We start from the raw sequence: 12,399 nt of genomic DNA, 5'->3' as shown, positions 1-12,399 counted from the left end.
GACGCACGTCGCTCTGATGCCATCCGCCTGACCACGCGGATGACAATGCCTGCCAGGCCGGTCTTCTGGCTCGGGATCAACCCGCGTCCGGTGCCTTCCCGTCATCGACAGTGGCATTTACCGGCGCGGTCCCCCTCACAGCGTTGGGCACGCCACGGAATTCAACCGTGTTCCCGATTCTCCCGCTTGCGGCGGGCACCAGGCAGTACCAGGGACCTTACGCCGAAGCGCCCGCGGGGCCAATGCCTGCGGCGACGCGAATGGACGCAGTCGCGATTTTCCCCAGTCATCGGCCGCCCGTGCATGGCCTTTGTCGATCCGGGTCACTAGATTAGGACGATGACCACCCGTCTCTACACCCATCCGATCTTCCTCGAGCATCTCACGCCGCCCGGACATCCCGAGCGGCCCGACCGCTTACGCGCCATCGAGCGCGTGCTCGACGACGAAGCCTTTGCCGGGCTCGATCGTATTCAGGCGCCGGAAGGCGACGAGGCCACCATCCTCTACGCGCATCCCGCCGATTTCGTCGCCCGCGTGCGCGCCGCCATCCCCGACGAGGGGATTGCCCGCATCGATGCCGACACCACTGCCAGCCCGAAGAGCTGGCAAGCGGCGATCACCGCGATCGGCGCCGCCAACGCCGCCGTCGATGATGTCTTTTCGGGCCGCGCCGACAACGTCTTCGTCGCCGCCCGGCCGCCCGGCCATCATGCCGAAAAGACCACGGCGATGGGCTTTTGCCTGTTCAACACGGCGGCGATCGCGGCGCGTTATGCGCAGAAGAAACACGGTGTCGAGCGCGTTGCCGTCGTCGACTGGGACGTGCATCACGGCAATGGCACGCAGGATATTTTCTGGGACGATCCGTCGGTGCTCTATTGCTCGACACACCAGATGCCGCTTTATCCCGGCACCGGAGCGAAGACCGAAACGGGCGCCGGCAACATCGTCAACGCACCGCTGGCGCCGCAGACCGGCAGCGAAGTGTTTCGCGATGCCTTCCTGTCGCGCGTCCTGCCCGCGCTCGACAATTTCGCGCCCGACCTGATCATCATTTCGGCGGGGTTCGACGCGCACCACCGCGATCCGCTGGCCGAGATCAATCTGACCGAGGATGATTTCGACTGGGCGACCGGCCAGCTGATGCAGCGCGCGGCACGCCACAGCGGCAACCGGCTCGTCAGCCTGCTCGAGGGCGGCTACGATCTGCAGGGATTGGCATTTTCGGTCGCCGCCCATGTCGGGCGACTGATGAAAGGATGAATGATGGCCGATGAGACCAACGAAGACGTCAAGGCGATGAGCTTCGAGCAGGCACTCGATGCGCTGGAGAAGATCGTCGATGATCTGGAGCGTGGCGACGTGCCGCTCGACCAGTCGATCAAGATCTATGAGCGTGGTGAGGCGCTGAAGGCGCATTGCGACCGGCTGCTGAAGGCCGCCGAGGACAAGGTCGAGAAGATCAGGCTGTCGCGCGACGGCAAGCCGGTTGGAACGGAGCCACTCGACGCGGATTGAGGCTCGGTCCGAACGATGGCCTCGCCTCACCGGTTTTTGGACATGATCATGATCGAGGATATAACTCGTTCCGATTGAAACAGCTCAAGGACAAGAGGAGATACGGAAGCGATGTGCAGAAACATCAAGACCCTGTTCAATTTTGATCCGCCGGCAACCAATGACGAGGTGCGCGACGCGGCTCTTCAGTTCGTCCGCAAGCTGAGCGGAACCACGCGACCCTCGAAGCAGAACCAGCACGCCTTCGACCATGCCGTCGAAGCCATCGCCGCCTCGGCGCGCGAACTGCTCGATTCCCTGGAAACCCACCAGCATCCGCGTAATCGCGAAGAGGTGGCGGCCAAGCTGCGGGCAAAGGCGGCGATCCGCTTTGCCTGATGCGGCCAGGCGGCCTTCGACCACCGACAAGGAGAGTCCATGAGCTTCTTCCCCGGGAAAGACCCTGAGGCAGGCGATGCCTTCGCCAGCGATCAGATCGAATTGATGGTCATACCCAACGCCAAGGATATCGGCGGTTTTCAGGTGCGCCGTGCCCTGCCGACGGCAAAAAGGCGGCTGGTGGGGCCGTTCATCTTCTTCGACCGCATGGGTCCCGCGATCCTGCGCGCCGGTCAGGCACTGGATGTCCGTCCGCATCCGCATATCGGCCTGTCGACGGTCACCTATCTGTTCGACGGCAAGATCCGGCACCGCGATTCACTCGGCACCGAAATGGTCATTCAGCCCGGCGACGTGAATTTGATGACCGCCGGCCGCGGCATCGTCCATTCGGAGCGTACGCCGGAGGAACTGCGTGGCGCGCCGATGTCGGTATCCGGCCTGCAGACATGGCTGGCTCTGCCGGACGACAAGGAAGAGGTGGCTCCGGTTTTCGAGAATACCGCAGCGCTTCGGCTTCCCGAGATCGAAGCCGAAGGCGTCAACGGGCGCCTCATCATCGGCGATTTCCAGGGACTGCGGTCCCCGGTCAGGGCCGACACGGAGACGCTCTACGCCGACCTGCGCCTGGCGCCCGGCGCCAGCGTGAAAATCCCTGCTGATGCGGAAGAACGCGCCATCTATACGCTGGAAGGCGAGGTCTCAATTTCGGGTGATGTATTCCCAGCCGAACGGCTGCTGGTGTTCCGTCCCGGTGACGAGATCGTCGTGTCGTCGCAGACCGGGGCGCATTTCATGCTATTCGGCGGCGCCTCTCTTGGTTCGAAGCGTTACATCTGGTGGAATTTCGTCTCGTCGTCCAAGGAGCGCATCGAACAGGCGAAAGAGGAATGGAAGACGGGCCGCTTCGACATCGTTCCCGGAGACGAGGAAGAGTTTATTCCGCTGCCGGAAAGCTGATGCCCTGTCACCCAAAAGTGGCAGAACGAAATGCATAGACAAAAGACTAGGGCCTGATCCGCGTCACTGACACACATTTACTTTCGCCGGCCGGCGGCCTATTCGCCCATCAACCGAAAGCCCGAGCACCGTGAACGCAACGCCGCATACGCCGCTTCTCGACAAGGTCCGCATCCCGGCCGACCTGCGCACGCTTGCCGAAAGTGAACTGCCGCAATTGGCGTCCGAGCTTCGCGCCGAGCTGGTCGACGCCGTGTCCCGCACGGGTGGTCATCTGGGCGCAGGGCTTGGCGTGGTCGAGCTGACAGTGGCGCTGCACTATGTCTTCAACACCCCCGACGACCGGCTGATCTGGGATGTCGGCCACCAGGCCTATCCGCACAAGATCCTGACCGGCCGCCGCGACCGTATCCGCACGCTGCGCCAGGAAAGCGGTCTGTCCGGCTTCACCCGCCGCGCCGAGAGCGAGTACGATCCCTTTGGCGCCGCCCACTCCTCGACGTCGATATCGGCCGGCCTCGGCATGGCCGCCGCCCGCGATCTCTCCGGCGGCCGCAACAACGTCATTGCCGTCATCGGCGACGGCGCCATGTCTGCCGGCATGGCCTATGAGGCGATGAACAATGCCGGCGCGCTCGATGCACGGCTGATCGTCATTCTCAACGACAACGACATGTCGATCGCGCCGCCGACCGGCGCGATGAGCGCCTATCTGGCGCGGCTGGCCTCCGGCAAGGCCTATATCGGCCTGCGCGATTTCGGCAAGAAACTGACGTCCTATCTCGGCAAGCGCGCGGATCGTGCGATCACAAGGGCAGTCGAGCATGCACGCGGCTACGTCACCGGCGGCACGCTGTTCGAGGAACTCGGCTTCTATCACATCGGCCCGATAGACGGCCACAATCTGGAGCATCTGATCCCGGTCCTGAAAAACGTCCGCGACAATGGCGAAGGCCCGGTGCTCATCCATGTCGTCACCCAGAAGGGCAAGGGCTATGCGCCGGCCGAAGCCGCTGCCGACAAATATCACGGCGTCAACAAGTTCGACGTCATCACCGGCGCGCAGGCCAAGGCGCCAGCCAACGCACCGGCCTACACCAAGGTGTTCGCCGAAAGCCTGGTCCAGGAGGGCCGCGAGGACGACCGTATCGTCGCCGTCACCGCAGCCATGCCGAGCGGTACCGGCCTCGATTTGTTCGGTGAAGCGTTCCCGTCGCGCACCTTCGATGTCGGCATCGCCGAACAGCATGCGGTGACCTTCGCGGCGGGCCTTGCCACCGAAGGCTACAAGCCGTTCGCGGCCATCTATTCCACCTTCCTGCAGCGCGCCTACGACCAGGTCGTCCACGACGTCGCCATCCAGAAATTGCCGGTGCGCTTTCCCATTGACCGGGCCGGCTTCGTCGGCGCCGATGGCGCCACCCATTGCGGCGCCTTCGACACCACCTTCCTGGCGACACTGCCGGGTTTCGTCGTCATGGCCGCCGCCGACGAGGCGGAGCTGCGCCACATGGTGCGCACCGCGGCAAGCTATGATGACGGCCCGATCGCCTTCCGCTATCCGCGCGGCAACGGCGTCGGCGTCGACATGCCGGAGCGCGGCTCGGTTCTCGAAATCGGCAAGGGCCGCGTCGTCAAGGAGGGCACCAAGGTTGCATTGCTGTCCTTCGGCACGCGGCTGCAGGATTGCCTGATCGCCGCCGAGGAGCTAGGTGCTGCCGGGCTGTCCACCACGGTCGCCGACGCCCGTTTCGCCAAGCCGCTCGACCAGGATCTGATCCGGCGGCTGGCCCGCTCGCATGAGGTGCTGGTGACGGTGGAGGAGGGCGCCGTCGGCGGCTTCGCCAGCCACGTGCTGCAGTTCCTTGCCCATGAAGGCCTACTGGAAAGCGGCCTGAAGGTGCGCCCGCTGATACTGCCCGACGCGTTCACCGACCACGCCAAGCCGGAAAAGATGTATGCCGATGCCGGGCTCGATGCTGCCGGCATCGTGCGCACCGTGTTCGTCGCGCTCGGGCACACAGTCCACGCCCAGCGCGCCTGAATCCCAGCGCGCCTGAATCAAAGTCTCAATGACTTGAATCGGTTTGCCGGCCAACGATCTTAACGCGTTGTTTACACTGACGTTTGGCGCTTTGCTTACCGTGTCTGTTGGCCGTTTTTCAATGGCGCCCTGCTAGATCGTGATCAGGCAGGGAGACAACAACAATGAAACCGCTTCTGTGCGGTGCAGCGCTTTGCGCCGTCATCGTCGCGCCGGCCACAGCCGAAACGCGCTATGATCGCAGCCTCGAAAAGGCGGCGATGGGCATCATCGCCGGCAAGATGGGCGACATCCGCGGCGGCTTTTCATTCAAGCAGGTACCGCAATTGGTGGTTCTGCCGGCCCCTGTTCCCGCGCCTGCGGTTGCCATCGAGCCTGCACGCGAGCAAGCTTCAGGAGGGCGTGAGGATGGGTTGTCTCCAGCCGTCGAGCGTCCGGTTCCGCGAAGCGTATTCTGAGCTGGAGAGCAGCAAGCCTTGATCGGGATCGCCCGATCGTTTCATCGTGCTTGCCGCTGTGCGGGTGATCTAAGAAGGCGTCGGCAATGCTACTCTGCCGCAACCAGCTCCGCTTGCTGCGCCGATTTGTCGGGGCGCCAGGATTGCGCCGTGTGGCGGGCGCGGTCTGCCAGGGCGGCTAGGCGTCCGCGCAGGTTTCGTCCACCCACCACTGACGACAACGTCACCGAATGCGTCGCAAAGCGGCGCTTGAAATCCTCGCCCCCGCAGAGAAAATCGATCGTGGTCAAGCCCCGGTCAAACGACCACTGGATGTAATCCATCATCAAGACCATGCCCGGCGAGGCCCGTTCGAAGGCCGGATCATAGGTGGTGACGAAAGCCATCATCGTTCCATGCTGCTCGAAATTGATCGAGATGGCGATGATCTCGTCTTCGCGTTCGAGCACGAAGATGCGCAGCAATCCAAGCTTGGCCAGAACGGATATGAGTGCCGCCAGCGCGGGGGAACCTTCGTCGAAGAGGTCCGAAACGCGGCCGTGTTTTGCAAGCCATACCCGCTTCAGCGCCGCGACGCGCTCCAGCACCGGCTCGCGGGCTTCGTGCGCATCCATCAGGCGGAAACGCAGCGCGCCGCCTTCCTCCATGAATTTGTAGCCACGGCGATAGTTTTGCCGGGTTTTCTTCGACTGGCTTTCAAACCATTGTGCGCCGCGTTGCCCGGCGCCGGAAACTCGATAGCTGACCTCGCTGCGGTGGCTTGGCTGCAAGATATTGTCTTGGCCTGGGGCGGCGGGACCGAGCAGGGTCCGAAATCGGGCATCGGGCAACAGACGATTGAGGTAGGCAAGATCGAAGCCGCCATCGTCGAGGATATGTTGCCAGAGTTGCGGCAGGATCTGTGGCTCGGCATCGGGAGCAAGCAGGACATCGCCATAGTCGCAGTGATCTTTCGCCGCCCATTCCAGCATACGGATGCCCGAGCGCCAGAAGGTCGCGAGCGCAATGACGGCCTCGAGGCGCTCGCCGCTCCAGACCAGGCCGATCCTGAGACCGCGACGGTCCTGATGCGGTGTGGTGTGCCACCAGGCCGAGATCCAGTCGGGATGCTGGAAAACGAGGCCGCCGGCGCGTTGCCAGAGCGCTGCCCAGGCGGGTGCGACTTCTGCCAGTCGCGCTGGCGAGGTTGCAATTTCGATCCGGTGCGTTCGCGGCATCCGGAACACGGCGGGTCCGTTCATGGCTTGCCCCCTTGCGGCGATTGCTGTGGCTCGGGCTTGTCGGTGCGGAAATGTCTAGCGATCTGCCGCCACATCCGCTTCAGCGGCAGAACATAGAGGCCTGCGAGCGACTGGTAGTCGCGCACGTTGCGTTCGATCAAACCGAACTTGAAGTCCTCGTCGGGTCTGGGAACGCATAGCGTTCCGAAGAGCCGATCCCAGAACGAGAAGAGCAGCCCGAAGTTCTTGTCGTAGTGGCGCGGGTCGGTGCTGTGGTGCAATTGATGCCAGTGCGGACACAGGATCAGATTGTTCAATGGTCCAAACGAGATCTTGAAATGCGTGTGCCTGACGAAATCCATCATCAGGATGTTGCGTATGATGTAGACGTTGACGCCGAAGACCGTCAGCTCGACGAGGTTCAGCGACACCAGCGACCAGATCCCGAAGCAGATGCCGGGAATGACGCCGTCCCAGGCCCGGTTCATCAATTCGTCGAGCGGGTGGACGCGATCCTTTGTGATGCCGACCATCACCTCGGCCGAATGGTGGACCTTGTGCAGTTCCCAGAGCACCGGGTAGCGGTGCTGGGCGACGTGATAGAGATAGTACGAAATGTCGTAGGCAAGCAGCATGGTGATGGTGAAGATCGTCACCGTCACCGGCCCTGCCGGTCCTTCGATCAGGGGCGGCTGGATTGCCAGCAGCGTGGAGAGCAACCAGTTCGTCGCATAGCCGACGGCGCTGACGAAGACGACGCCGGCGGGCAGCATGAGGAATGGCATCAGCGCCTTCCGCGTCACCCAGAACAAAAGGTCGGCTTTCGCCGAGGGATGCGTGATGACCTCATGCGGGACTGCGAACTCGAAGAACTCTTTCCAGCTCTTTTTCTCGACCGTGCGCCAGTAGGCGACCAGGGCGCTGACCAAAGCAGTCAGCAACAGAAGTCCGGTCGCCAGCAGGCCGGCGCCGGAAATCCGGTCAAGAACCTTGTAGACGATATCGCTGGCCATTTCCAAGGTTGCCGCCTCTCCATCCGGGTTTTCCGGTCGTCGCGGTCATAACATTGAAGTCCTCAAGCAAATGCGATGAAAATTGGTTAAGAAATCATGAGGCTTTCTAGGTGTTTGGTATTTATCCGCAGGCGGCGAGACCCCATGCTTCGGCGGTCATCCGTCTCAACGGGCGTAACGCATGGATATTCATAAGGATGGTCGGCGGGACGGAACGCCTCACCATCGTCACGGTGCAAGATGCTGGGTGTGACGATGGAACGGGAGACGAAATGCTTCCATCTGGCGCTCTTGCCATCGTCGTCGGCTTTCGCCATGAAGGCCGATGAATTCGCCTTTGCCAGCCAGCGCACGCCAGCGGCTCGACGACCTGCTCGTCCAGCGCGGGCTGTTTGCCAGCCGCTCACGTGCCCGCGACGCGGTCGAGCGTGGCACGGTGACCGTCGACGGCGTCATTGCGCGCAAGCCCGGCCAGAGCGTTTTGCCGCAATGCCTTGTTACCATCGATGATCCGGCGCAAGGCTATGTGTCGCGCGCGGCACTCAAGCTGATCGGTGGGCTCGATCATTTCGGCCTCGACCCTGCCGGCTGTGAAGCGCTCGACATCGGCGCCTCGACCGGCGGCTTCACCCAGGTGTTGCTCGAGCGCGGCGTGGCCCATGTCACCGCGGTCGATGTCGGTCATGGCCAGATGCATCCTGATATCGGCGGCGACCCGCGTGTGACGGTGATCGAAGGACTGAACGCCCGCGACCTCGCCCTCGCCGATCTCAGCGGGCGTATTCCGGATTTCATCGTGTCCGACGTCAGCTTCATCTCGCTGAAACTGGCGCTGCCGCCGGCGCTTGGTCTGGCGAAGGCTGGCGCCAAGGCCATGTTTCTGGTCAAGCCGCAATTCGAGGCGGGCCGTGATGCGATCGGCAAGGGTGGTCTGTTGAAAGATCCCTACGACGCCTCTCGTGTCGCCGGCCTGCTGCAGGATTGGCTGGACTCCGTTCCCGGTTGGCGCTCGCTGGGGCTGCATTTGTCGCCGATCGAGGGCGGCGACGGCAATCGCGAATTCCTGCTCGGTGGGATCAAGGACCGATGAGCGCGCGCTTCAGCATCAGGAAACTTGGCGCTCAGGGCGACGGTGTCGCCGAGACCGAGACAGGGGATCTGTTCATTCCTTTCACACTGCCCGGTGAAACGGTTACCGCCGCGCGCGCAAGGGATCGCGCCATGCTGATGGCGGTGCTGGAATCATCGCCGCTGCGCATCGATCCCGCCTGCCGCCATTTCACCGAATGCGGCGGTTGCGCGCTCCAGCATTTCGAAGCCGAAGCCTATCGCCAGTGGAAACGCGAAAAGGTGGCGCACATCCTGAAGGGCAAAGGCATCGATTGCGAGATCGGTGACCTGGTCGCCTGCGCGCCGCAGACGCGCCGCCGTGTCGTGCTTGCCGCCCGCCGCACCGATACAGGCATGCTGCTCGGCTTCCATCGCCATCTGTCGCCAGAGATCATCGCCATATCGGAATGCCCGATCTCGCTGCCGGAGATCGTCGCTTCGCTCGATCGGTTGAAGGCGCTCGCCGAATTGGTCTGCGCAACCACCAAATCGTTCCGGCTGGCGGTCACCGTGACCGGTTCGGGGCTCGATGTCGCGGTTCACGAATCCGGCAAGCTCGGCGAGCACCAGCGCCGTATCGCGGCCAATTTCGTCATGGCGCAGGACTTTGCCAGGCTATCCATCGATGACGAAATCATCATCGAGCCGAGGAAGCCGGTCGTCATGTTCGGCAGCGTCGCTGTCGCCTTGCCCCCGGGCGCGTTCCTGCAGGCAACCGAGGCCGCCGAACAGGCGATGGCCGATATCGTCGGCGGGCATCTGAAGCGTGCCAAGAAGGTGGCGGATCTTTTCGCCGGTTGCGGCAGTTTTGCTCTGCGCCTGGCCGCGAAGTCAGAAGTCCATGCGGTGGAGGGTGATGCGGCAGCCCTTTCGGCGCTCGACCGGGGATCACGCTTCGCCACTGGTCTGAAGCGGGTGACGGGCGAACGCCGCGACCTGTTCCGCCGGCCGCTGACGTTCAAGGAGTTGAATGCGTTCGACGGTCTGGTGTTCGATCCGCCACGCGCCGGCGCCGAGGACCAGTCAAAGCAGATCGCCCGCTCGGATGTTCCCTACGTTGCGGCGGTGTCCTGCAATCCGGTGACGCTCGCGCGGGATTTGCGCATCCTGCTCGACGGTGGCTACACCTTGAAAAGCGTCACCCCGATCGACCAGTTCCTGTGGTCGCCGCATGTCGAGGCAGTGGCGCTGCTGGAGAAGCCGAAGAAGAGGCGGTAGATCATTCGCTGGTTTGGCGACGCCGTGCTTCCGCGAGCACGCCCGTTTCCATTTCTCTCAATATTTTCGACTTGCCTCTGTTGGGCAGCGACCCGAACACATCCTCGGGTCGCGTTGGGGGAAAGACCGGAGCAGGCCGTGTGAGCTGATCGTCGGTTGAACTGGAGGCAACGGATTTTTCTCCAGTGGCCATCGCATCAGACCCGCGTGCCGCCGACCGTCATCTGATTCATGCGCAGATGCGGCTGGCCGACGCCGACGGGCACGCCCTGTCCGGCCTTGCCGCACATGCCGATGCCGGTGTCGAGTTTCATGTCGTTGCCTATCATCGAGACGCGGTGCATGGCGTCCGGGCCGTTGCCTATCAGCATCGCGCCCTTGATCGGCTGCGTCACCTTGCCGTTCTCGATCATGTAGGCCTCGGTGCAGCCGAACACGAATTTGCCCGAGGTGATGTCGACCTGGCCTCCACCGAAGGAGACGGCATAGATGCCGGTCTTGACCGAGGCGATGATTTCGTCCGGCTCCATGTCGCCTGATGTCATATAGGTGTTAGTCATGCGCGGCATCGGCTGGTGGGCATAGCCTTCGCGGCGGCCGTTGCCGGTTGCCTTCATGCCCATCAGCCGGGCGTTCTGGCGATCCTGCATGTAGCCGACCAGCTTGCCGTCTTCGATCAGCACATTGCGGGCCGAAGGCGTGCCTTCATCGTCGACGGTCAGCGAGCCGCGCCGCTCGGGCATCGTGCCGTCGTCGACCACCGTGACCCCCTTGGCGGCGACCTGCTGGCCCAGCAGGCCGGCGAAGGCCGAGGTCTTCTTGCGGTTGAAATCGCCTTCCAGCCCATGGCCTACGGCCTCGTGCAGCATGACGCCCGGCCAGCCGCTGGACAAGACGATGTCGAAAGTGCCGGCCGGGGCCGGTATGGCCTCGAGATTGACCAGGGCTTGCCTGAGCGCCTCCTTGGCGGCGTGCTTCCAGCTGTCCTCGACCAGGAATTCGCCAAACGCCTTGCGGCCGCCCATGCCGTAGGAGCCGCTCTCCTGGCGGTCGCCATCGCCGACCACGACGGAGACGTTGATGCGGACCAGCGGGCGGATGTCGCGCACCATTTGGCCATCAGCGCGCACGATCTCGACATGCTGCCAGGATGCGGCGAGCGATGCCGAAACCTGCCGCACGCGCGGATCCTCGGCGCGCAGCCAGGCATCGATTTCCTGCAAGAGCTTTGCCTTGGCCTCGAAGGAAGGCGAGGGGATCGGGTTCTCTTCGCCATAGAGATGGCGGTTGGTGCGGGCGGGTGCGGCGGCAAGCGTGCCGGAATAACCGCCCTTGACGGTTGAAACGGCATCGGCCGCGCGCAGCAGCGAAGCTTCGGAGAGGTCGCTGGAATGGGCATAGCCGCTGGCTTCGCCGGCAACCGCACGCAGGCCAAAACCCTGGTCGGTGTTGAAGTTGGCGGTCTTCAGCCGGCCGTTGTCGAACATCAGCGCTTCGCTCTCGCTGTATTCGAGGAACAGCTCGCCGTCATCGGCGCCGTTGATGGTCTCAGCGACGATCTGCTTGATGCGATCGTCTGAAATGTCGAATTGGCCGATCAGGCTGTTCATGGCGCGTCCGTTCACAGGAGGAATGGGTCTTTGCCACGATGTAGGCGCGAAGGTGCGCCGAGACAATCGTTCTGCCGCATTGTGAAGACAAAAGCGGTTTGCCAGCAGCCGGCCGATGTCACTTCTGGTTGATGAAGTCGGTGATGTCGCCGGGCTGTCAGGGGAGCGCGGCGAAGCCGTCGGCAAAACCCTTGAGGTCGACCGGGATGCCGATACCTTCTTCCGGGGTCTGGAAGACGATGAAGGTGGCCGACGTGCCGGTCTTCAGCGTGTCGAGAAGCGGCTTTTCGAGAATGACCTCGGCATAGCAGCCGTCCTGGAAGCAGCGCACGAAATAGGCGCGGCCGATATCCTTGCCGTCGACATTGAGGCCGAGCCCGTTGGGCAAAAGCACGCCGAGCGGCGCCAGCACGCGCAGGATCTCCGCCTTGTTGTCAGCGGTGCGCAGCACCACGACCGACAGTCCCATCTCGGGACGGTCCTCGGCGACGACGTTCTGCATCATCACGCATTGTTCCGAGGTGGCGCCGGCCGGTGTGTCGCAGATGATCGACCATGCGCCATGCGTCGAGCGCACGGTGCCGCTCGGCTGCGCGGCGTTCGCCGTGCCGGACACGATCGCGGACAAGCCGATGCCAGACAGGGCGGCGAAAAAGATGACCTTCGCCCAGTTTCTCGAAAACCGAGAGTTTCTCGAAAGCCAGTAATTCATGACGGCTCCATTGCGAATCACGGCACTTTAAGCCGCGCCAAAGCCAAGTAAAGGACGAGACCGCACCAGGTCTGCCTCGAAAAAGCCAATAGGGCGCTTTTCCCTGCCAATTTCGCCCGAATTGCGACGTTCGGCACCTACGGCCCGCGGAAATG

12 protein-coding genes and 1 riboswitch are annotated in these 12,399 nt (G+C 63.1%); of the genes, 8 read left to right on the top strand and 4 right to left on the bottom strand.

Going from position 1 to position 12,399, the window contains the following annotated elements; genetic code table 11:
- Positions 1-38: 38 nt before the first annotated feature.
- Positions 39-218: riboswitch (cobalamin riboswitch) on the bottom strand.
- Between the two features lie 121 nt (positions 219-339).
- From NKK51_RS01775 to NKK51_RS01750, 6 genes are all read left to right on the top strand, one after another.
- Positions 340-1,266 (top strand): histone deacetylase family protein, encoded by a 927-nt coding sequence (locus NKK51_RS01775; RefSeq protein WP_127290880.1) that lies wholly within the window; start codon positions 340-342, stop codon positions 1,264-1,266.
- A 3-nt stretch (positions 1,267-1,269) separates the two neighbouring features.
- Positions 1,270-1,521: an exodeoxyribonuclease VII small subunit gene (locus tag NKK51_RS01770; protein ID WP_127268720.1), complete on the top strand. Its 252-nt coding sequence runs from the start codon at positions 1,270-1,272 to the stop codon at positions 1,519-1,521.
- Positions 1,522-1,632: 111 nt separating this feature from the next.
- On the top strand, positions 1,633-1,899 hold the full coding sequence (locus tag NKK51_RS01765; RefSeq protein WP_027035955.1) for a DUF2277 domain-containing protein: 267 nt from the start codon (positions 1,633-1,635) through the stop codon (positions 1,897-1,899).
- A 39-nt stretch (positions 1,900-1,938) separates the two neighbouring features.
- Complete coding sequence (locus NKK51_RS01760; protein WP_352550848.1) at positions 1,939-2,859, top strand: pirin family protein; 921 nt, start codon at positions 1,939-1,941, stop codon at positions 2,857-2,859.
- A gap of 130 nt (positions 2,860-2,989) precedes the next feature.
- A complete protein-coding gene (dxs, locus tag NKK51_RS01755) occupies positions 2,990-4,903 on the top strand; it encodes a 1-deoxy-D-xylulose-5-phosphate synthase (protein WP_352550846.1) in 1,914 nt (637 codons plus the stop codon).
- A gap of 164 nt (positions 4,904-5,067) precedes the next feature.
- Positions 5,068-5,361 (top strand): hypothetical protein, encoded by a 294-nt coding sequence (locus NKK51_RS01750; RefSeq protein WP_352550844.1) that lies wholly within the window; start codon positions 5,068-5,070, stop codon positions 5,359-5,361.
- 89 nt (positions 5,362-5,450) lie between these two features.
- On the opposite strand, the gene NKK51_RS01745 is transcribed toward NKK51_RS01750, so the two are convergent.
- Positions 5,451-6,602: a GNAT family N-acetyltransferase gene (locus NKK51_RS01745; protein WP_352550842.1), complete on the bottom strand. Its 1,152-nt coding sequence runs from the start codon at positions 6,600-6,602 to the stop codon at positions 5,451-5,453.
- Positions 6,599-7,594 carry a sterol desaturase family protein gene (locus tag NKK51_RS01740; protein ID WP_352440113.1) on the bottom strand — a complete coding sequence of 332 codons (996 nt, stop codon included), beginning with the start codon at positions 7,592-7,594 and terminating at the stop codon, positions 6,599-6,601. The genes NKK51_RS01745 and NKK51_RS01740 overlap by 4 nt, the downstream gene beginning before the upstream one ends.
- Before the next feature lie 325 nt (positions 7,595-7,919).
- On the opposite strand from NKK51_RS01740, the gene NKK51_RS01735 reads away from it, so the two are divergent.
- Both NKK51_RS01735 and NKK51_RS01730 read left to right on the top strand, forming a co-directional pair.
- Positions 7,920-8,684: a TlyA family RNA methyltransferase gene (locus NKK51_RS01735; protein ID WP_352439982.1), complete on the top strand. Its 765-nt coding sequence runs from the start codon at positions 7,920-7,922 to the stop codon at positions 8,682-8,684.
- A complete protein-coding gene (locus NKK51_RS01730; protein WP_352550840.1) occupies positions 8,681-9,922 on the top strand; it encodes a class I SAM-dependent RNA methyltransferase in 1,242 nt (413 codons plus the stop codon). The genes NKK51_RS01735 and NKK51_RS01730 overlap by 4 nt, the downstream gene beginning before the upstream one ends.
- Before the next feature lie 197 nt (positions 9,923-10,119).
- On the opposite strand, the gene tldD is transcribed toward NKK51_RS01730, so the two are convergent.
- Together tldD and NKK51_RS01720 are read right to left on the bottom strand one after the other, a co-directional pair.
- On the bottom strand, positions 10,120-11,532 hold the full coding sequence (tldD, locus tag NKK51_RS01725; protein WP_352550838.1) for a metalloprotease TldD: 1,413 nt from the start codon (positions 11,530-11,532) through the stop codon (positions 10,120-10,122).
- Positions 11,533-11,689: 157 nt separating this feature from the next.
- Positions 11,690-12,244: an invasion associated locus B family protein gene (locus NKK51_RS01720; protein ID WP_013532781.1), complete on the bottom strand. Its 555-nt coding sequence runs from the start codon at positions 12,242-12,244 to the stop codon at positions 11,690-11,692.
- Positions 12,245-12,399 lie beyond the last annotated feature (155 nt).

Source organism: Mesorhizobium sp. M0011, from assembly GCF_040324155.1.
Taxonomy (GTDB): domain Bacteria; phylum Pseudomonadota; class Alphaproteobacteria; order Rhizobiales; family Rhizobiaceae; genus Mesorhizobium.
The sequence above is the reverse complement of the archived record's forward strand: the minus strand, read 5'-3'. Positions and strand labels throughout refer to the sequence as shown.

Coding starts and splice junctions, on each gene's coding strand:
- NKK51_RS01730 (WP_352550840.1), top strand. CDS start 8,681: ATGAGCGCGCGCTTCAGCATCAGGAAACTTGGCGCTCAGGGCGACGGT.
- NKK51_RS01740 (WP_352440113.1), bottom strand. CDS start 7,594: ATGGCCAGCGATATCGTCTACAAGGTTCTTGACCGGATTTCCGGCGCC.
- NKK51_RS01775 (WP_127290880.1), top strand. CDS start 340: ATGACCACCCGTCTCTACACCCATCCGATCTTCCTCGAGCATCTCACG.
- NKK51_RS01770 (WP_127268720.1), top strand. CDS start 1,270: ATGGCCGATGAGACCAACGAAGACGTCAAGGCGATGAGCTTCGAGCAG.
- NKK51_RS01720 (WP_013532781.1), bottom strand. CDS start 12,244: ATGAATTACTGGCTTTCGAGAAACTCTCGGTTTTCGAGAAACTGGGCG.
- tldD (WP_352550838.1), bottom strand. CDS start 11,532: ATGAACAGCCTGATCGGCCAATTCGACATTTCAGACGATCGCATCAAG.
- NKK51_RS01745 (WP_352550842.1), bottom strand. CDS start 6,602: ATGAACGGACCCGCCGTGTTCCGGATGCCGCGAACGCACCGGATCGAA.
- NKK51_RS01765 (WP_027035955.1), top strand. CDS start 1,633: ATGTGCAGAAACATCAAGACCCTGTTCAATTTTGATCCGCCGGCAACC.
- NKK51_RS01760 (WP_352550848.1), top strand. CDS start 1,939: ATGAGCTTCTTCCCCGGGAAAGACCCTGAGGCAGGCGATGCCTTCGCC.
- NKK51_RS01735 (WP_352439982.1), top strand. CDS start 7,920: ATGAATTCGCCTTTGCCAGCCAGCGCACGCCAGCGGCTCGACGACCTG.
- NKK51_RS01750 (WP_352550844.1), top strand. CDS start 5,068: ATGAAACCGCTTCTGTGCGGTGCAGCGCTTTGCGCCGTCATCGTCGCG.